Origin of the sequence: Conyzicola nivalis (assembly GCF_014639655.1) — a bacterium.
GTDB classification, from domain to species: domain Bacteria; phylum Actinomycetota; class Actinomycetes; order Actinomycetales; family Microbacteriaceae; genus Conyzicola; species Conyzicola nivalis.
In genome coordinates this window covers 2,476,424-2,494,102 of record NZ_BMGB01000001.1, presented here as the reverse complement: position 1 = coordinate 2,494,102, position 17,679 = coordinate 2,476,424, and the positions used below count along the sequence as shown (strand labels likewise).

Here is a 17,679-nt window from a genome sequence, read left to right as displayed (position 1 = left end):
CGCTGCATGAGTGATCGTCGCCCGATTGGATTCTGGCTCAAACTCGTCGACCGCCTGATCGACGAGCAGTTCGCCCTCACCCTCGACGAGCACGGAATCACGCGGCGCCAGTGGCAGCTGCTGAACGTGCTCGCGTCCGGTCCGGCCAGCGTCGAGCAGCTCGACGCCGAGGTGGCGCCGTTTTTACAGGCGGCTACGGATGACTCGCCAGCCGAGTCATCCGTAGAGCACCTGACCGAACTCATCGAGAGCGCATGGGTCAACGCCACCCCGACCGGCTATGAACTGACCGAGCGTGGCGCGGCGGCGCTCGCGCGGCTCGAGGTCGTTGTCGCGGATCAGCGCACCCGCAGCACCGAGGGAGTCTCCGAGCAGGAGTACCTCACGACGGTCGGGGTTCTCGAACGCGTCGCCCGCAACCTCGGGTTCGAGGCGTGAAGACGCTTCTCGCCGCCATGCTGGTCGCGGGGGTCATCTCCGGATGCATCGCCGGAGCGTTCTCGATGGCGTCGTACGTCGGCGAGCCGTTCTACGAACTGGCTCTGATGTTTGCGGTCGTGTTCATGTTCGCTGTTTCGGTCATCATGGCGCTCCTCGCTTTCGCCGCCTTCCGCATCGGCAGGGCATTCGCAGTGCGGTCACGCGCCGGGGATAGTTGGGCCGTGATCATCGGTTTCACCTCGGCGGTCGTCGTCGGCGTTCTGGCGGTGGGCACGGCCGCACTCGCGCTCGACTTGTTCAGCCCCGAGAACTATCTGTGGCCGACCGTCTCGGCCCTGGGTGGCACGCTGTGCGCCGGGGCCCTCACGCTGTTGCTGCGCAACGAGCCGAGAGCGATCACACTCCCGCGCGTCTAGGCCCGCTCGGTGCTCGCCCGTACGTGCATCCGTTCGCCCTGCCGCCCGAACAGGCTGAGGAACTCGACGCTCTCGTCACCGGCCCGGCCGAACCAGTGCGGCACGTGGGTGTCGAACTCGGCGGCCTCGCCAGCGGGCAGGATGATGTCGAGCTCGCCCAGCACCAGCCGCAGCTTGCCCTTGATCACGTACATCCACTCGAAGCCCTCGTGCGTCTTCTGGCTCGGCTCCCCCTGAGGGGCGTTCGCCGGGATCACGTGCTTGAACGCCTGCAGGCCGCCGGCGTCGCGGGAGAGCGGCAGGATGATGTGCCCGTGCCGCTTGATCGGCCGGATGTGGATGCGCGGGTCGCCCGTGGCGGGCGCTCCGACGAGCTCGTCGAGCGGGACGCCGTGCGCCCGGGCGAGCGGCAGCAGCAACTCGAGGTTCGGGCGGCGCTGTCCGGACTCGAGCCGGGAGAGCGTGCTCACCGAGATGCCGGTCGCCGCCGAGAGGTCGGCGAGCGTCACGCCCCGCCGCTGCCGTACGGCGCGCAGCCGTGGTCCTACCGCCGCGAGTACGCCGTCTGTCGTGTCATCCATGCGGCTATCTTGCCAGACCAGCAACGCAGCTTGTCGAATCGGCCAGCTTCGATTCACCATGAGCTATGACGAATTCAAAATTTGACGTGGTGATCATCGGCGGCGGACCGGCCGGGCTGAGCGGGGCCGTGGCGCTGGGACGTGCGCGTCGCTCGGTCGTGGTCGTCGACTCGGGCGAGCCGCGCAACGCCCCTGCGCACGCGGTGCACAACTTCCTCACGCGCGACGGGACGAGCCCCGCCGAACTGCGGCGCCTCGGCCGCGAGGAGGCTCGGGCGTACGGCGCGGAGCTGGTGGACGCGCGCGCAGACGGCGTGCAGAGAACGGATGACGGCTTCGCCGTGAGACTGTCGACCGGATCGGTGGTCACCGGGCGCCGGTTGCTCGTGACGACCGGGCTCGTCGACGAGCTGCCCGAGGTCGAGGGCCTGCGCGAGCGCTGGGGCGTGGACGCTCTGCACTGCCCGTACTGCCACGGCTGGGAGGTGCGCGACCGGGCGATCGGCGTGCTCGCGAGCGGACCGCGGGCGTTCCATCAGGCGCTGCTGTTCCGACAGTGGAGCCCGGACATCACACTCTTACTCAACGGCCAGGCCCTGCCCGAGGCCGAGCAGCTCGAACTGCTGGCGGCGCGCGGCATCAAGGTGGTGGAAGGACGGGTCGAACGGCTGGTTGTGGAGGACGACACGCTCGTCGGTGTCGAGCTGGCGGGCGGCAGCGTTCACGCGCTCGAGGCGCTCGTCGTCGGAGCGCCGGTGTCGGTGCGGGCCGGGCTCCTCGTCGACCTCGGACTCGAACTGGCCGAGCACCCGATGGGCATGGGCCTGTACGTCGCGACCGACGCGAGCGGCGCGACATCGCTGCCGGGCGTCTGGGCCGCCGGAAACGTGACCAACCTCGCCGGCCAGGTCATCACCTCGGCGGGCGAAGGCCTGTGGGCGGGCGCGCAGATCAACGCCAGCCTCATCGCGGACGACGAGCGGGACGCGCTGGAGGCCTACCGCGCCGCTCGTTAGGCGGGAGTGAGCCCGCGGACGTCGGTCGGAATCGCTACGCGCTGACGAAGGCGAACCAGATGAGCAGCATGGTGACGAAGAATCCGCTGAGGAAGTTGAGGGCGAGGAACTTCTTCCAGCCGCGGTTGGCCGACTCGGCCGCGTCATCCGAAATCGACCAGAACGGCGCGCAGACCACGACGTAGGGCAGCGCGAGGATCGCGGCGAGCGGCCCGGGCCATTCGGTGAACAGCAGCAGCACACCGGCGAACCAGTAGGCCAGCACCGCGATCCGCACCGTCGCCTTCGCACCGATGACCGTGGCGATCGACGAGATATCGGCCTCGCGGTCGGCGATCACGTCTTGCACCGCACCGAACGCGTGCGAGGCAAGCCCCCACAGGAAGAACGCGGCGAGAAGCATCCACAGTTGCGGCGTGAAGGCCGCGCCGGCGAGCACCAGTCCGTAGATTGCCGGGGAGACGAAGTGCGTGCTCGAGGTGATCGAGTCGACGAACGGGCGCTCCTTGAAGCGCAGGCCCGGCGCCGAATAGGCGATGACAGCGAAGACGCTGACCGCGAGCACCAACCAGGAAAGGGGGTTACCGACGACCAGGAGAAATACCAGGAACGGAACGTTGGTGAGCAACGCCGCCCACAGCGTGGGCTTGTGCATGCTGCGGTCGAGCAGCGCGCCCTCGACACCGCCCTTGCGCGGGTTGCGCAGGTCGCTCTCGTAGTCGAACACGTCGTTGATCCCGTACATCGCGAGGTTGTACGGGATGAGGAAGTAGATGGTGCCCACGACGAACACGAGGTCGACCTCGCGCACCGTCATGAAATAGGCGGCTGCGAAGGGGAACGCCGTGTTGATCCAGCTGAGCGGTCTCGACGAGACGAAGAGCGCCCTAAGCATTGGCTCTCCTCGCGTGGCTCGCGCCGCTCGAGCGACCCGTGCCGCTCGCGCGACCCGTGCCGCTCCCGCGACTCGACGGGCCGAGCAGGTGCCAGAGCGACGGCAGCAGGACGACCGCGGCGATGGCGTAGGCGAAGTCTTCGAGCGGGGCGATTCCGACGAATGCGCCGCTGATGAGGTCGGGGTCGTAGTCGACCAGGCCGATGCCGATCATCACGTTGTCGAAGACGGCCGTCGTGACGAGCAGCACGATGCCGGCGAGTGCGAGCGCCCGCCACCGCGGCGCGCGGCGGGTCAGCACCGCGGCGAGCGCGACCAGCGCGACGGCCGCGAGGAAGAACGCGTTGAGCGACCAGTAGGTCATGCGCGCTCCGCCCCGTGCGACAGCACCCGTGACGCGGCGGCGTAGAGGTTCATCGTCACATAGACGAGCAGCGTGAGGAAGAACAGCTCCTCGACCGGCAGCTCGGGCGCGACCTGCACACCGGTCATAAACGCCGTCTCGCCGCGGAAGAAGATCCCGAGACCGATGCCGAACAGGTCCCAGACGACGAAGAACACCAGGCCCGCGAGCGTGACGATCGTCGCCCGGCGGGCGTCCGCCCAGAAGTACAGCCGGAAACGCCGGTCGAGCATGACCATGCCGGTGAGGGCCACGAGCAGCGCGGCCAGGTAGATCAGACCCATCAGACGGTGGCCTCGAGCGGTTCGGGCAGCGCCTCGGTCGAGGTGTCGCCGCGCAGGCGTTTCACGAGGATCTCGGCGCTGATGAGGCACATCGGCAGACCGATTCCCGGGATGGTCGAGCCGCCCGCGTAGTACAGGCCCTCGACCTTCTTGCTCTTGTTGCCCTCGCGGAAGAACGCGCTCTGCTTGAGGATGTGCGCCGGGCCGAGCGCGGTCCCACGCCAGGCGTTGAGGTCCGCGGCGAAATCGCCGGGGCCGACCGCTCGCCGCACGGTGATGCGTGAGGCGAAGTCGGGGATGCCCGTCCACGAGCCGATCTGGTCGATGATCACGTCGGCGAGCGCCTCGATGCGCGCATCCCCGCCCTTGCCGATGCTCGGGTCGGCGGGGATCGGGACGAGAACGAACACGTTCGAGCTGCCCTCGGGCGCGACATCCGGATCGACGCCGCTCGGCTTGCAGACGTAGATCGACGCGGGGTCGGGCACCGCGCTCGGCGTGCCGAAGATGTCGGCGAAGCCCTTCTCCCAGCGGTCGGTGAACAGCAGTGTGTGGTGCTCGAGCTCGGGCAGGTCGCCCTCGACGCCCAGGTAGAGCAGCAGCGCGCTCGGGCCAGGAACACGCTTGTCCCAGTGGGCGGCCGGGTAGCTCTGGTGCTGCGGGCCGAGCAGCCGCGTCTCGGTGTGGTGCAGGTCGGCCGCCGAGACCACGATGTCGGCGTCGAGCGTGAGTGCCTCCCCGCCCACCTTGTACTCGACGCCCGTCGCGACGCCGTCGACCACGACGATGCGGGATACGGATGCGCCCGTCGTGATGACCACGCCCTCTTTACGGGCGAGGTCGACGATGCTCTCGATCACCCGGGTGAATCCGCCGAGCGGGTACAGCACGCCGTCGCTCAGGTCGAGGTGGCTCATCAGGTGGTAGAGGCTCGGCGTGATGTACGGCGACGAGCCGAGCAGCACCGCCGGGAATCCGAGGATCTTGCGCAGACGGTCGTCGCGCACCGTCTTGGCGACGAGCCTGGACAGCGACATCGTGAGCAGTCGGGCGAGCTTGCCCGTGCGCTTCACCACGTCGGAGGTCAGCAGCGGGCGAAGGTCGGCGAAGGTCGTGTAGAGGAACTTCTTCTTCGCCATGTCGTAGGTGTCGAGCGCCGAGTCGAGGTAGGCGGCGAGTTTTTTGCCCGCGCCCTTCTCGATCGACTCGAAGATCTCGATGTTCTCGTCGCGGTCGGCCGAGATGTCGATCGGCTCCGCCCGGCCCTCGAAGTAGACGCGGTAACCGGGATCGAGGGTTACCAGCCGCAGCTGCTCGTCGGACGAGCTGCCGAGCAGCTTGTAGAAGTGGTCGAACACCTCGGGCATAAGGAACCACGACGGTCCGGTGTCGAAGCGGAAGCCCTCGCTCGACCACGATCCGGCGCGGCCGCCGAGGTCGTCCTTCTGCTCGAGCAGCGTCACGCTGTGCCCGTCGCGGGCGAGCAGGGCGGCCGAGGCGAGGCCGCTGATGCCTCCCCCGATCACGACGACGCGGCTCATGCCTTCGCCTTCGCGCCGAGCACGGCGCCGGTGGCGATGCGCAGTTTCACGGGGTTCGGCACGCGGATGCGCGTGGTGCGCAGGCGCTCGGCCGGGGTGGCGCGCAGCCGCACCGAGAGCTCGGCGAAGAGGCCCTGTGCGAGCGCGACGGCCTTGCGGCTCGAGGCCGGCAGTTCGGGGATGATCGACGCGGAAAGGCGGAGGTCGTTGTCGATGTCGTCGAGGAGGCGGATCTTGTCTTCTTCCGTAAATGAGTCGACGCTGACGCCGGGGAAATAGCTCCGCCCCAGCGTCTCAAAATCGGCTGCGAGATCGCGCAGAAAGTTGACCTTCTGGAAGGCCGCGCCGAGGGCTCGGGCGCCGCGCACGAAGCGCTCGTTCTGCTCGTCGCTCAGCGACTGCCCCAGGAGGAACGCGCGCAGGCACATGAGGCCGACGACCTCGGCCGAGCCGTAGACGTAGCGGTCGAAACTCTCCGCGTCATGCTCGGTCGCCGTGAGGTCGGTACGCATCGATTCGAAGAACGGCGCGGTGTACTCGGTGCCGAATCCGGTCTCGCGCGCGGTGAGCGCGAACGCGTGCACCACGAGGTTGGAGCTGAATCCCTCCGCCATCGCGGCATCGGTCTCGCGTTCCAGTTCGTTCAACTGCCGGGCCGCGCCCGCGCGGTCGAGGCCCGATTCGACGGCGGCGCCGTCGACGATCTCGTCGGCCACCCGCACCAGCGCGTAGATGTTCTCGACGTGTTGCCGCACCCCGGGTCCGAGCAACCGTGCGGCCATACCGAACGACGTGGAGTAGCGGCGGATGACGACACTCGCGGTTTCCTCGGCGACGCGGTCGTACAGGCCGCGGCGGCTCACTTGACCCGTCCGAGCACGGCATCCACGACGGGGTGCAGCTCTATGCGCAGCGCGGGCGGGATGTGCGGCTCGGCGAGCCGCGCGAGAGCGCGGTTGGCGTAGTAGCGGGCGAGTCCCTCGGCAAACGAGCGCGCTCCGCAGTCGATGAGTACCTGACGCACGGCCTCGGCCTCCTCGGGCGTGAGGTCGTGCTTGCCGATCAGCGGCTCGATCGACTCCCACTCGGCGGTGCTCGTGGCGTAGGAGATCATGACCGTGCGCTTGCCCTCGCGCAGGTCGCCCATCGTCGTCTTGCCGGTCTCGGCCTCCTTGCCGAACACCCCGAGCAGGTCGTCGACGAGCTGGTAGGCGATGCCGATCTCGCGGCCGAAGTCGCCCAGGGTCTGGATGACCTCCTCGGACGCCCCGGCGAGGATTGCCCCGGCCTGCAGCGGGCACTCGAACGAGTAGACGGCCGTCTTGAGCCGCTCCATGGTGAGGATGTCGTCGACGCGGGGGACCTCAGCCGTGATGGAGAAGTCGACGTCGATCAGTTCGCCGGCGGCGGACGCGAACAACGCGTCATCCATCACCTCGAGGAGCCTCGAACGCACCACGTCCGAGACACCGCTGCGGTCGATCAGCCGGTAGGAGTTGAACAGTGCCAGGTCGCCGGCGATCACGGCGGCCGAGATGCCGCTGTGCTCGGCCACCTTCTCACTGCTGCCCGCCTTGCGCGCGGCGTCGCGGTAGCTGCCGGAGATGTTGGCGACGCCCCTGCGCACGAAGTCGTGGTCGATCACGTCGTCATGCACGATAAGCGCGGTGTGCAGCAGCTCGAACGCGGCACCGACGTAGGCGGCGGCCTCGAGGTCGGTGCCTCCGAGCGACTGGTAGGCGCCCATCACCATGCGCGGGCGGAATCTCTTGCCGCCGATCGTGTTGCTCTCGAGGGTTGTCCACAGCTGCACATACTGCTCGCCGAAGGCGGCGGCGCGGTTCTTGGCTAGGCTGAAGAAGCGTTCGAGCACGACGTCGACCTGCGCCTGCCTCGCAATTGAGACGGAAATCAGGTCGGGACCATTCATTTGAGCAGAATACCTCGACCATGAGCCAGACCGAACAGGTAGTCCTCCTATCTGACGACGGTTACCCTATCGGCACCGCCGACAAGGTCGCCGTTCACACGCACGACACCGCGCTGCACCTCGCGTTCTCCTGCCACGTCATGAACGAAGCCGGTGAGGTGCTGGTTACGCGGCGCGCATTGAGCAAGCTGACCTGGCCAGGCGTCTGGACGAACTCCTTCTGCGGACACCCCGGCCCGGGCGAGTCGATGGAAGACGCGATCGCGCGACGCGCCGAACGCGAACTGGGAATCACCATTTCGAGACTGGAAGTCGTTCTGCCCGACTTCCGTTATCGCGCCGTCGACGCATCCGGGATCGTCGAAAACGAGGTCTGCCCGGTTTATCGGGCGTACACGACGGATGCCGTGGCTCCCGCCGCCGACGAAGTGTCCGAATTCGAGTGGGTCGAGCCGCAATCACTGCGCAACGCCGCGGCGGCCGCACCCTTCGCCTTCAGCCCCTGGCTCGTCTGGCAGCTCGACGAGCTCTCCGCCCAGCCCGCACCGGCTGATTCGCCCACAACACCCGAGGACACCCAATGACATCCATCGCCAGCATCATCGACCACACGCTACTCAAGCCCGAGGCGACCGCCGCCGACGTCGAGGCCCTCATCGCCGAGGCCGCGGAATTCGGCACCTTCTCGGTGTGCGTCTCCCCCTCGATGCTGCCGCTCACCGTGCCGGCCTCGCTCAAACTGGCCGTCGTCTGCGGCTTCCCGTCGGGCAAGCACACCACCGCGGTGAAGACCGCCGAGGCCGAGGAGTCGATCGCCCTCGGCGCCGACGAGATCGACATGGTGATCGACGTCGGAGCCGCCAAGGCCGGCCGCTTCGACCTGGTCGAGGCCGACATCGCGTCGGTGCGCTCGGTCATCCCGGCGCCGCGCATCCTCAAGGTGATCATCGAGTCGGCCGCGCTCACCGACGACGAGATCGTCGCCGTGTGCGAGGCCGCCGTGTCGGCGGGCGCCGACTTCGTCAAGACGTCGACGGGCTTCCACCCGACGGGCGGCGCCACGGTCGAGGCCGTCGCGCTGATGTCGGCCACGGTCGCGGGGCGCGCGGGCGTGAAGGCCAGCGGGGGAATCCGCTCGTTCGAGACCGCGCAGGCGATGATCGCCGCCGGGGCCACCCGCCTCGGCGTCTCCGGCTCGCGGCAGGTGCTGGCCGAGGAGGCCGGCGCCGCAGCAGCAGCCCCGGTCGACGGCGCCTACTAGCTGGCTGCACCGGCCCCGCGACATCCGCCGGCCCTGCGTACCAAATGCAGGAGATTCCGGGGCGAGTCACACGTTAGGTGCGATCGGCGCCCCTCGCCGGCGAGTTCTCCTGCATTTGGTACGGGGCGAACGACGCCGGCTACTTGCCGGGGCGACCGGCCTCGGTGTCGGAGACGTCGGTGTGCACGAAGTTCTGGAACGACCGGCTCGCCGTCGGGCCGCGCTGGCCCTGGTAGCGCGAACCGTAGATGCCCGACCCGTAGGGGTTCTCGGCGGGGCTGGTCAGGCGCATGAAGCAGAGCTGGCCGATCTTCATGCCGGGCCACAGCTTGATCGGCAGTGTCGCCACGTTCGACAGCTCGAGGGTGACGTGTCCGCTGAAGCCGGGGTCGACGAAGCCGGCCGTGGAGTGGGTCAGCAGCCCGAGGCGGCCGAGCGAGCTCTTGCCCTCGAGGCGCGCGGCGATGTCGTCGGGCAGAGTCACCAGCTCGTAGGTCGAACCGAGCACGAACTCGCCCGGGTGCAGGATGAACGGCTGGTCAGCCTCCACCTCGACCAAGTGCGTGAGGTCGGGCTGGTCTTCGGCCGGGTCGATGAACGGGTACTTGTGGTTGTCGAACAGCCGGAAGAACCGGTCGAGCCGCACGTCGACGCTCGACGGCTGCACCATCCCGAGCTCGAGCGGGTCGAGACCGATGCGTCCGTCGGCGAGTTCGGCCTTGATGTCCCTGTCAGAAAGCAGCATGGCTGACATTCTATTGAGACGGATGCCGCGGCCAGCGCCACCACCTACACTTGCTCTCGAGCCGTTCCGCGCGAGCGGCCCACGCGGATGTAGTTCAATGGCAGAACTTCAGCTTCCCAAGCTGATAGCGCGGGTTCGATTCCCGTCATCCGCTCCACGAGTGTCCGGAAGTGCGAGTCTCCTACACTCGGACTCGTGTACAACAACCCTCAGCTCACGGCCATTTACAACCGCCGGACCAACGTTCTCGCGATGTCCTCGCTGATCGCGGCGTTCTTCGTCCCGCCCGTCGCGATCGTGCTGGGCCACGTCGCGCTGCACCAGCTCGCCCGCGGCACACAGACCGGCCGGGGTATCGCGATCGCGGGCCTCGTGATCGGATATCTCGGCACGGTCGTGCTTCTCGTGGCGGCCGTCGGGCTCGTCGTCTGGCTCGGCGCGTCCCGCTAGGCGCGTCCCGCTAGGCGAGCGTGCGCGCCATCTCGGGACGAGCGCTATTGCGCGCCGTGGCGCGGTTGTCCCGGGATGGCGCGCACACCGCCCGAGCGAACGCGTCGGCGGCCGCTTGGTTCAGGTGCCCGTTTGTCGGCAGGCTCTCACCGTGGCAACGATTCCGGCCGCCACGGCCGCCGGCTGTTCGAGGGCGCCGAAGTGGCCGCCCGCAGCGGGCTCGCACCACACGCGGAGGCCCGGGAACCGTCGCTCCGCCCAGCGCCTCGACACCCAGGGCACCTCGTCGGGGAACATGATGGCTCCGGTGGGAACGGTGATGGGCACCGGATTCGCGTCGGTGAAGTATCGGCTGACGTCGTCGATGCTCTCCCGGTACAGCCGAGCCGACGTGCCCGCGGTTCGCGTGAACCAGTAGATCGACGCCGCATCGAGGATGTCCACGTCGGCAACCCCCGGAACACCTGCCCACTGGGCGTACTTCTCCCCGATCCAGGCGAGCAGGCCGAGGGGCGAGTCGGCGAGGGCGTACGCGATCGTCTGCGGGCGCGTGGCGTGCACGGCGGAATACGCGCTGCCTTCCGCGCCCCGTGTCTGCAAGCGCTCCAGCGCCCGGGTCTCCGCAGCGGTCGAATGGCTGGCCGTCGCCGGATCGGGTGGCGCCAACGGGGGGATGAGCGTCAGGCCCAAAATCCGTTGCGGATGCCGTCGGCCGAGTTCGGCCGACACGCTCGTCCCCCAGTCGCTGCCGGCCGCGAAAAACTGTTCGAACCCGAGCGCCGCCATCAGCTCCACCCACGCGTCCGCGACGCGCTCGACCCCCCAGCCGGTCTCGGCCGGGATTCCGCTGAAGCCGTACCCGGGCAGCGACGGAACGACGACGGTCATGGCATCGCCCGCGTCGCCGCCGTAGCTCGCGGGGTCGGCGAGCCGGCGGGCGACCTCCAGGTACTCGGCGAACGTGCCCGGCCAGCCGTGAGTCAGTACGATTGCGGGGCGCTCAACCTCGGATTGTCCGAGCACGACCGCGTGCACGTCGAGCCCGGCCGCCTCCACCAGAACCTGCGGGTGGCTGTTGAGCCGCGCCTCACGGGCGCGCCAGTCATAACCCGTTCGCCACGTCTCGGACAACCGCTCCAGCCAGCCACGAGGAACCCCGGATGCCCAACCCGGTTCGTTCTCGGCGACCGGCCATCGCGCCGCGTCGAGTCGCCGCCCCAGCTCCTCGAGCTCGGCGTCGGGAATCTGGATCCGGAACGGCCGCACAGGATGATTCTCGCGTAACCCCGGGGCGTGTGGGCGCCATCTCGGGACGAGCGCTACAGCGCGCCGTGGCGCGGTCGTCCCGAGATGGCGCCCACACCGCCGCACCGCCGCAGCCCGCAGCCCGCAGCAACCCGCGCTAGACCGCCAGCGCCGGGTAGTCGGTGTAGCCGGCCGCGCCGGGGCCGTAGAAGGTCGACGGGTCGGGCTCGTTCTCGTCGGCCGCGGCCTTCCAGCGCGCCACGACGTCGGGGTTCGCGATGGCCGCACGGCCGATCGACACGGCGTCGGCCAGGTCGGCGGACGCGATCGCGAACGCCTCGTCACGGGTGGTCGGCGAAGCGAAGCCCGTGTTCACGATGAACGGCGCGTTCACCCGCGAGCGGATGTCCTGGGCGAGCGCACCCGCGGGCTCGGGGTGCATGTAGTCGAGGAAGGCGAGGCCGAGCGGTGCAAGCGCGTCCGCGAGAAGGCCGTAGGTGATCGCGACATCCGCGGCATCGTCTTCGATAACGCCTTGGATGTTTCGTTCCGGAGAGATGCGCAGGCCCACCCGGTCGGCGCCCACCGCTTCGACGACGGCGGTGACGACCTCGACGACGAAGCGGATGCGGTTCTCGGGCGATCCGCCGTAGGCGTCGGTGCGGGTGTTCGAGCTGGGCGCGAGGAACTCGTGCAGCAGGTAGCCGTTGGCCGCGTGCACTTCGACGGCGTCGATTCCCGCGGCGAGCGCGCGGCGGGAGGCAGCGACGAACTCCTCGACGACCGCGGGCAGCTCGTCGAGGGCGATGGCCTCGGGAACCTGGTGCGCGGTCTTGCCGCTCGGGGTGCGCGTCTCGCCCTCGATCGCGATGGCGCTCGGCGCCACGCTGCGGGCGGCTCCGGAGATCTCGGTGTGGGTGACGCGGCCGGCGTGCATGACCTGCATGGCGATCAGTCCGCCGGCGGCGTGCACGGCGTCGGCGACGCGCGCCCAGCCCGCCTGCTGCTCGTCGGTGACGATGCCGGGCTGGCCGGTGAAGCCCTTCGCCTCGTCGCTCGTGAAGGTGCCCTCGGTCACCATCAGCCCGAGGCTCGCGCGCTGCTCGTAGTACTCGGCGATGAGCGGGGTCGGCACCCCGTCGTCTCCCGCGCGGACCCGCGTGAGCGGGGCCATCACCAGCCGGTTCGCGAGGTTCAGTGAGCCGAAGGTGACGGGGGTGAAGAGATCCATGGGGTCCTAACGGGTGGGGGTCCGGCGCGGAACGCGCCTACACGGTAACGCGGCAGGTGTCGTTTTGCATTCCCTGCCGCGTAACACTCGGTCACCCACAACTGATGATCGCGGCCGCCTCCCGCGCCACTACCGTCGGATCATCGAGCGAGGAGGCGTCATGCGCTGGGACATTTTCGGCGGTGTATTCGAGTACCTGTTTCTCTTGGTCGTCTTCGGCGCGTACCTGTTCATGTTCATCTGGATCGTGTACGACCTGTTCCGCGACCGGACGCTGGGCGGCTGGGCCAAGGCGGTCTGGCTGGTCTTCCTGGTCTTCGTGCCGTTTCTCACCGCGCTCGTCTACCTGATCGCCCGGGGCGCCGGCATGGCCGACCGGGCCCGCGCCCGTCCCGAGCAGGCGCCCGAGTACAGCGACGAGTACGTGCGTTCCGTCTCTTTCGCGAACCCGGCCGCCGAGATCGCCAAGGCCAAGACCCTGCTCGACCAGGGCATCCTCTCCGCGGGCGAATTCGATGCGCTCAAGGCGAAGGCGCTCGGTAAGAAGTTCTAGGCGTCTTCGCGCGTGCCCGTCTCCACCGCTGAGGCCGGCTCGGAGTCGCGCGTCTTGCGCAGGCTCGCGATCGTGGCGACGGCGATGGTCGCGCCGATGAAGAGCAGCGAGAACCAGATCGGGATCTCGGGGGCCCACAGCACGTTCTCTCCGCCATTCACGAACGGGAGCTCGTTCACGTGCAGGGCGTGCAGCACCAGCTTGACGCCGATGAAGCCGAGGATCACCGCGAGCCCCTGGGCCAGGTACACGAGACGCTCGAGCAGTCCGCCGATGAGGAAGAAGAGCTGGCGCAGCCCCATAAGCGCGAACGCGTTCGCCGTGAACACGATGTAGGCCTCTTCGGTGAGCCCGTAGATGGCCGGGATCGAGTCGACCGCGAACACGATGTCGACGAGCCCGATAGCGACGATGGTGAGCAGCATCGGCGTGAAGAAGCGCTTGCCGTCGATCTTCACCGAGATGCGGTCGCGGTGGTAGTCGTCGGTGATCGGCAGGATGCGGCGGGCGAACATAACGAGGCGTCCGTTGGCCGGGTCGCTTTCATGGTTGCCGAAGGCTTGACGCCAGGCGAGCACGAGCAGCAGGGCGCCGAAGATGTAGAAGATCCACGACACGTTTTCGATGAGGGTCGCTCCGACCGCGATGAACACCCCGCGCAGCACGAGGGCGATGATGATGCCGATCATCAGCACCTTCTGCTGGTAGGCCTTCGGCACCGCGAACCCGCTCATGATGATGAGGAAGACGAACAGGTTGTCGATCGACAGGGCCTTCTCGGTCACGTAGCCGGCGAAGTACTCGCCGCCGAAGTTCCAGCCCGAGGTGAGGCCGATCCCGACTCCGAAGAGCAACGCGAGGCTGATGTAGAACACCGACCAGCGCGCGGACTCGGCGATGCTCGGTTCGTGCGGCTTCCGGACGTGCACGAAGAACTCGTAGACGAAGAAGGCGATGGTGATGGCGATGGTGATGAGCCAGACGGCAGGGGTCACGTTCACGTGAAGTACTCCAAGGGGTAGCGGAAACAGAATCTAAAGTCTCATCCGCTGCTCCGCACCATTAGGTACTCGACAACCGTTGCTCCGGGACGCGTCTGCGGGTCCGTACTGACGAAGCTTCCGTGGTTGGATTACTCCCCTTATCGATACAAACCTATGAACCGAACCTGAGAATCCGATGCGCGTCGAGCGCCGGGGGTAGTCTCGATGGCAACACCCTAGGGGGCACTGATGGCCGAACTCGTTCCGATTCCCTCCCCCGGTGCCGCCGTCTACTACGGCCTGCCGGGTTCCCCCCTCGTGGTCATCGCCCACGACTGGTACGGACGGCTGCCGTGGCTCGAGCCCTACGCCACCGCACTCGCGAGCCAGGGCTACCGGGTGGTCGTGCCCGACTTCTACGGCGGATTCGCCACCATCGATCCCGAGACGGCCGCCGACCTACGCGACGATCTCGACACGGGCTCGGCTCTGGCTGCCATCGACGACCTCGTCGCCGAATCCCGGCTCGAGGGCTCGACCCGCGTCGGCCTCATCGGCTTTTCGATGGGTGGCTGGATCGCGCTGCTGCACGCCCAGGGCGGCGATGCGGATGCGGTGGTCGCCTATTACGCGACGCTCGGCACCGAGGAGCACGGCATCATTCCCTGCCCGGTGCTGCTCAACCTCGCCGAGAACGACGACTTCCAGCCGGGGGCCGAGCCGGAGTCGTTCGTCGCCCGTCTCGAAGACCACGGCACCCCCGTTACCGAGTACGTCTACCTGGGCACCGAGCACTCGTTCGCCAACGCGAATCTCTCGGGCGCACTCGACAACCGCTCGGCCGCGCTCGCCTTCGCCCGCACGGCCTCGTTCTTCGACAAGCACCTGGTCGACTGAACGCGGCAACTCGGGCAATACCGGCTACCGTAGATTTCGTGCCCATCTTCGAAGCCTCCACCGTGTCCGCCGTGATCGACCACATGAACAACGACCACCCGGAAGACAATCTGCTGATCGTGCGGGCCTTCGCAACCGCGGATGCCACGGCGGCGGTCATGAGCGACGTGGACGACCTCGGCGGCACCTGGACCTACGAGGCGGGCGACGCGACCGCCGAACTCACCGTGCCGTGGCCCGCGCCCATCACCGAGCGCGCCGAGATCCGCCGCGAGATCGTCGCCCTCTACGACACCGCCTGCGCTCGCCTCGGCGTCGAGCCCCGCCCGCACTAGTCGTGCCGCGTCAGCTCCGCGCGATCACGGCCTCGCCGAACCGCCTCGTCGCGCTTCTCGTCGGTGCCGTCTACGTGCTGCTCGGGTTGGTCGGTTTCGCTGCGAGCTGGGGTGCCGACTTCTTCGCCCCGCACGGCGGGCTGCTGCTCGGTGTGCAGGTCAACGGCTTCCACAACCTCGTGCACCTGGCGATCGGGGCCGCGCTCGTGGCGTGCGGCCTGGCCGCCGCGGGCGTCGCGAGAACGGGCAACGCGGTGATCGGCACGGTGGTGCTGCTGCTCGCGCTGGTGGGGCTGTTCCTCGTCGGCTCGCCGGCTAATCTGCTCGCCCTGAACGGCGCGGGCAACGTGCTGCATTCCGGAACGGCGGTCGTTCTGCTCGCGGTGGGCCTCGGTGCCGACAAGGGCGATTCCCAGAAAAAGGGTTCTGAACCGGCCACCCGCACTCGCTAGTATTAGGGTAACCTAACCAACCCGTACGGAGTGCCATCGTGTCTGTTGTTCTTCCCTTCTCCCAGGCACTCCGCGAGCGAACACGCGGCGGGCACAGCGCCAGCGAGGGCGCGCATTTTATGGACGACCTGATGACCGGCAAGGGGTCGCGCGACGACTACATCTCGCTCGTCGCCCAGCACTACTTCATCTACGAGGCGCTCGAGGCTGCCGCGGAGAAGATGCGGGATGACGCGGACGCCGCACCGTTCATCACCCCGCAGCTCACCCGCCTGCCCGCCCTCGAGAGCGACCTGCGCTTCCTGCTCGGCGACGACTGGCGGTCCCGCATCACCCCGCTGCCGACGACCACCCGCTACGTCGACCGACTGCGAACCGTCGCGGCGACCTGGAGCGGCGGGTTCATCGCCCACCACTACACGCGCTACCTCGGTGATCTCTCGGGCGGCCAGATCATCCGCACGCTCATGCAGCGCCAGTTCGGCTTCGAGACCAACGGCGTCGGGTTCTACCTCTTCGACCAGATCGCCAAGCCGAAGGAGTTCAAGGACGTCTACCGCGCGCAGCTCGACGCCGTGTCCTGGAGTGAAGAGGAGCGCGAACGCGTGATCGACGAGGTGATGATCGCCTACCGGTTCAACACCGAGCTGTTCGTCGACCTGGCCGAGGCGAAGGCGAGCGCCGTCGCCTAGCTACGCTTCGATCGCCGGTACCGCCGTGGCGCGTTCCATGAACCGCTGCACGTGTTCGTCGACGATGATGTCGCTGGGGCGCAGGTTGCGGCTCAGGTAGAGCCCGTCGAGCGCGCTGATGCGGCTGAGGGCCACATAGGTCTGGCCGGGCGCGAACGAGCGCTGGCCGAGGTCGACGATCGCGCGGTCGTAGGTCTTGCCCTGCGACTTGTGGATGGTGACGGCCCACGCCAGCCGCAGCGGGAACTGGGTGAACTCGGCGACGATGTCTTTCTTCAGCGCCTTGGTCACGGCCGAGTACGAGTACTTGTACTTCTCCCACACGGCCGGCTGCACCTGGTGCACCTCGCCGTCGATCTCGACGTGCACGAACTGGTCGATCTTGGTGACGGTTCCGACTGACCCGTTGACCCAGCGCTGGTCGGCGTCGTTGCGCAGAAACATCACCTGCGCGCCGATCTTCAACTCGAGCGCCTCGTCGGCGGGGAAGGCGCGGCCGCCGAACTCGCCGGTCACCTCGGCCTTGGCCGTGAGCACCTTGCCGGGAAGGCGGGCCAGGGCAGTCGCGTTGATGCGGTTCACCGCGGCGTTCGTGGTCGCGAGCGTGATGATGCCCTCGCCCGGCGCATCCCGGGCACCCGTGGTGTTCAGCCGTTCGGCGATCTCGGCGGTGACCCGGCCGTGCCGCACGGCGTTGAGCATGTACTTGAACTCGCCCTCGTGCTGGCGGTGGATCGTCGTGAGCTCGTAGATCTTGAGGTCGGCTTCGTCCCACACCTTGGCGTCGAAGAACCACATCGAACGGTACTGGTCGGCGAAGTAGGCGCGCTCGTCGGCGTCGCCCGGCACGGGGGCCAGCTGGTACGGGTCGCCGAACAGGATGACCTGCACGCCGCCGAACGGCTCGCGTTTGCGCTGGCGGGCCTGGCGCAGGCTGCGGTCGAGGGCGTCGAGCAGGTCGGCGTTGACCATCGAGACCTCGTCGATCACGAGCGTGTCGATCGTGTTCAGCAGCTTGCGCACCTCGGCGGTGTGCTCGATCTCGTGGTCGGCGATCACACCGATCGGCAGCCGGAACAGCGAGTGGATCGTCTGGCCGCCCACGTTGAGCGCCGCGACGCCGGTGGGCGCGCAAATGACCACCTGCTTCGACGTGTTCCACGACAGGTGGTTGAGCAGGGTCGATTTTCCAGTGCCCGCGCGGCCGGTGACGAAGATGTTCTCCTGCGTCGTCTCGATCGCGGCGAACACGGCCGCCTGCTCGGGGGACAACGAGGGCGCGTTCACTCCCCCAATCTACCCGCTGCGCGCGGGCGGCTCAGGTGCCT

Annotated in this window: 23 protein-coding genes and 1 tRNA gene; 12 read left to right on the top strand and 12 right to left on the bottom strand. The window is 68.1% G+C overall.

Going from position 1 to position 17,679, the window contains the following annotated elements:
* Positions 1-6: 6 nt before the first annotated feature.
* Positions 7-438 (top strand): winged helix DNA-binding protein, encoded by a 432-nt coding sequence (locus tag IEV96_RS12475; RefSeq protein ID WP_188510893.1) that lies wholly within the window; start codon positions 7-9, stop codon positions 436-438.
* A complete protein-coding gene (locus tag IEV96_RS12470; protein WP_188510892.1) occupies positions 435-857 on the top strand; it encodes a hypothetical protein in 423 nt (140 codons plus the stop codon). Before IEV96_RS12475 ends, IEV96_RS12470 begins: the two co-directional genes overlap by 4 nt.
* Here IEV96_RS12470 and IEV96_RS12465 read toward each other — a convergent pair.
* Positions 854-1,438, bottom strand: a complete 585-nt coding sequence (locus tag IEV96_RS12465; protein WP_188510891.1) for a helix-turn-helix domain-containing protein — start codon at positions 1,436-1,438, stop codon at positions 854-856. The two genes, IEV96_RS12470 and IEV96_RS12465, sit on opposite strands and share 4 nt — an antisense overlap.
* Before the next feature lie 65 nt (positions 1,439-1,503).
* On the opposite strand from IEV96_RS12465, the gene IEV96_RS12460 reads away from it, so the two are divergent.
* A complete protein-coding gene (locus IEV96_RS12460) occupies positions 1,504-2,454 on the top strand; it encodes an NAD(P)/FAD-dependent oxidoreductase (protein ID WP_188510890.1) in 951 nt (316 codons plus the stop codon).
* A 34-nt stretch (positions 2,455-2,488) separates the two neighbouring features.
* On the opposite strand, the gene IEV96_RS12455 is transcribed toward IEV96_RS12460, so the two are convergent.
* The 6 genes from IEV96_RS12455 to IEV96_RS12430 are packed head-to-tail and all read right to left on the bottom strand — an operon-like array spanning position 2,489 to position 7,507.
* Positions 2,489-3,349 (bottom strand): prenyltransferase, encoded by an 861-nt coding sequence (locus IEV96_RS12455; RefSeq protein ID WP_188510889.1) that lies wholly within the window; start codon positions 3,347-3,349, stop codon positions 2,489-2,491.
* Positions 3,342-3,713, bottom strand: coding sequence for a lycopene cyclase domain-containing protein (locus IEV96_RS12450; RefSeq protein ID WP_188510888.1), 372 nt, complete (start codon positions 3,711-3,713; stop codon positions 3,342-3,344). The genes IEV96_RS12455 and IEV96_RS12450 overlap by 8 nt, the downstream gene beginning before the upstream one ends.
* On the bottom strand, positions 3,710-4,036 hold the full coding sequence (locus IEV96_RS12445; RefSeq protein ID WP_188510887.1) for a lycopene cyclase domain-containing protein: 327 nt from the start codon (positions 4,034-4,036) through the stop codon (positions 3,710-3,712). The genes IEV96_RS12450 and IEV96_RS12445 overlap by 4 nt, the downstream gene beginning before the upstream one ends.
* The gene (gene crtI / locus IEV96_RS12440; protein WP_188510886.1) at positions 4,036-5,577 is read right to left on the bottom strand and encodes a phytoene desaturase family protein; all 1,542 of its coding nucleotides are present in this window, start codon (positions 5,575-5,577) and stop codon (positions 4,036-4,038) included. Before crtI ends, IEV96_RS12445 begins: the two co-directional genes overlap by 1 nt.
* Positions 5,574-6,440, bottom strand: a complete 867-nt coding sequence (locus IEV96_RS12435; protein ID WP_229733289.1) for a phytoene/squalene synthase family protein — start codon at positions 6,438-6,440, stop codon at positions 5,574-5,576. Before IEV96_RS12435 ends, crtI begins: the two co-directional genes overlap by 4 nt.
* Positions 6,437-7,507, bottom strand: a complete 1,071-nt coding sequence (locus tag IEV96_RS12430) for a polyprenyl synthetase family protein (RefSeq protein WP_188510885.1) — start codon at positions 7,505-7,507, stop codon at positions 6,437-6,439. The genes IEV96_RS12435 and IEV96_RS12430 overlap by 4 nt, the downstream gene beginning before the upstream one ends.
* A gap of 20 nt (positions 7,508-7,527) precedes the next feature.
* On the opposite strand from IEV96_RS12430, the gene idi reads away from it, so the two are divergent.
* Together idi and deoC are read left to right on the top strand one after the other, a co-directional pair.
* The gene (idi, locus tag IEV96_RS12425) at positions 7,528-8,091 is read left to right on the top strand and encodes an isopentenyl-diphosphate Delta-isomerase (RefSeq protein WP_188510884.1); all 564 of its coding nucleotides are present in this window, start codon (positions 7,528-7,530) and stop codon (positions 8,089-8,091) included.
* Positions 8,088-8,768 carry a deoxyribose-phosphate aldolase gene (deoC, locus tag IEV96_RS12420; RefSeq protein ID WP_188510883.1) on the top strand — a complete coding sequence of 227 codons (681 nt, stop codon included), beginning with the start codon at positions 8,088-8,090 and terminating at the stop codon, positions 8,766-8,768. The genes idi and deoC overlap by 4 nt, the downstream gene beginning before the upstream one ends.
* Before the next feature lie 139 nt (positions 8,769-8,907).
* On the opposite strand, the gene dcd is transcribed toward deoC, so the two are convergent.
* The gene (gene dcd, locus IEV96_RS12415) at positions 8,908-9,513 is read right to left on the bottom strand and encodes a dCTP deaminase (protein WP_188510882.1); all 606 of its coding nucleotides are present in this window, start codon (positions 9,511-9,513) and stop codon (positions 8,908-8,910) included.
* Between the two features lie 83 nt (positions 9,514-9,596).
* On the opposite strand from dcd, the gene IEV96_RS12410 reads away from it, so the two are divergent.
* Together IEV96_RS12410 and IEV96_RS12405 are read left to right on the top strand one after the other, a co-directional pair.
* Positions 9,597-9,670, top strand: a tRNA-Gly gene (locus IEV96_RS12410).
* A gap of 38 nt (positions 9,671-9,708) precedes the next feature.
* Entirely contained in the window at positions 9,709-9,963 is a 255-nt protein-coding gene (locus IEV96_RS12405) for a DUF4190 domain-containing protein (RefSeq protein WP_188510881.1), read from the top strand.
* A gap of 120 nt (positions 9,964-10,083) precedes the next feature.
* On the opposite strand, the gene IEV96_RS12400 is transcribed toward IEV96_RS12405, so the two are convergent.
* On the bottom strand, positions 10,084-11,229 hold the full coding sequence (locus IEV96_RS12400; protein ID WP_188510880.1) for an epoxide hydrolase family protein: 1,146 nt from the start codon (positions 11,227-11,229) through the stop codon (positions 10,084-10,086).
* A 136-nt stretch (positions 11,230-11,365) separates the two neighbouring features.
* Positions 11,366-12,439, bottom strand: a complete 1,074-nt coding sequence (locus IEV96_RS12395; RefSeq protein ID WP_188510879.1) for an alkene reductase — start codon at positions 12,437-12,439, stop codon at positions 11,366-11,368.
* Positions 12,440-12,599: 160 nt separating this feature from the next.
* Here IEV96_RS12395 and IEV96_RS12390 point away from each other — a divergent pair, with 160 nt between their 5' ends.
* Entirely contained in the window at positions 12,600-12,992 is a 393-nt protein-coding gene (locus tag IEV96_RS12390) for an SHOCT domain-containing protein (protein WP_188510878.1), read from the top strand.
* Here IEV96_RS12390 and IEV96_RS12385 read toward each other — a convergent pair.
* Positions 12,989-13,993 carry a TerC family protein gene (locus tag IEV96_RS12385; RefSeq protein ID WP_188510877.1) on the bottom strand — a complete coding sequence of 335 codons (1,005 nt, stop codon included), beginning with the start codon at positions 13,991-13,993 and terminating at the stop codon, positions 12,989-12,991. The genes IEV96_RS12390 and IEV96_RS12385 overlap by 4 nt on opposite strands.
* A 231-nt stretch (positions 13,994-14,224) precedes the next feature.
* On the opposite strand from IEV96_RS12385, the gene IEV96_RS12380 reads away from it, so the two are divergent.
* The 4 genes from IEV96_RS12380 to IEV96_RS12365 are packed head-to-tail and all read left to right on the top strand — an operon-like array spanning position 14,225 to position 16,351.
* Positions 14,225-14,872, top strand: coding sequence for a dienelactone hydrolase family protein (locus tag IEV96_RS12380; RefSeq protein ID WP_188510876.1), 648 nt, complete (start codon positions 14,225-14,227; stop codon positions 14,870-14,872).
* A gap of 38 nt (positions 14,873-14,910) precedes the next feature.
* The gene (locus IEV96_RS12375) at positions 14,911-15,207 is read left to right on the top strand and encodes a DUF2470 domain-containing protein (RefSeq protein ID WP_229733287.1); all 297 of its coding nucleotides are present in this window, start codon (positions 14,911-14,913) and stop codon (positions 15,205-15,207) included.
* Positions 15,208-15,209: 2 nt separating this feature from the next.
* Positions 15,210-15,659 (top strand): DUF4383 domain-containing protein, encoded by a 450-nt coding sequence (locus tag IEV96_RS12370; protein ID WP_373282432.1) that lies wholly within the window; start codon positions 15,210-15,212, stop codon positions 15,657-15,659.
* A 38-nt stretch (positions 15,660-15,697) separates the two neighbouring features.
* On the top strand, positions 15,698-16,351 hold the full coding sequence (locus tag IEV96_RS12365; RefSeq protein WP_188510875.1) for a biliverdin-producing heme oxygenase: 654 nt from the start codon (positions 15,698-15,700) through the stop codon (positions 16,349-16,351).
* Here the strand turns inward: IEV96_RS12365 and IEV96_RS12360 are convergent, their stop codons facing one another.
* On the bottom strand, positions 16,352-17,638 hold the full coding sequence (locus tag IEV96_RS12360) for an ATP-dependent DNA helicase (protein WP_188510874.1): 1,287 nt from the start codon (positions 17,636-17,638) through the stop codon (positions 16,352-16,354). It lies immediately after the preceding gene.
* Positions 17,639-17,679: the final 41 nt, after the last annotated feature.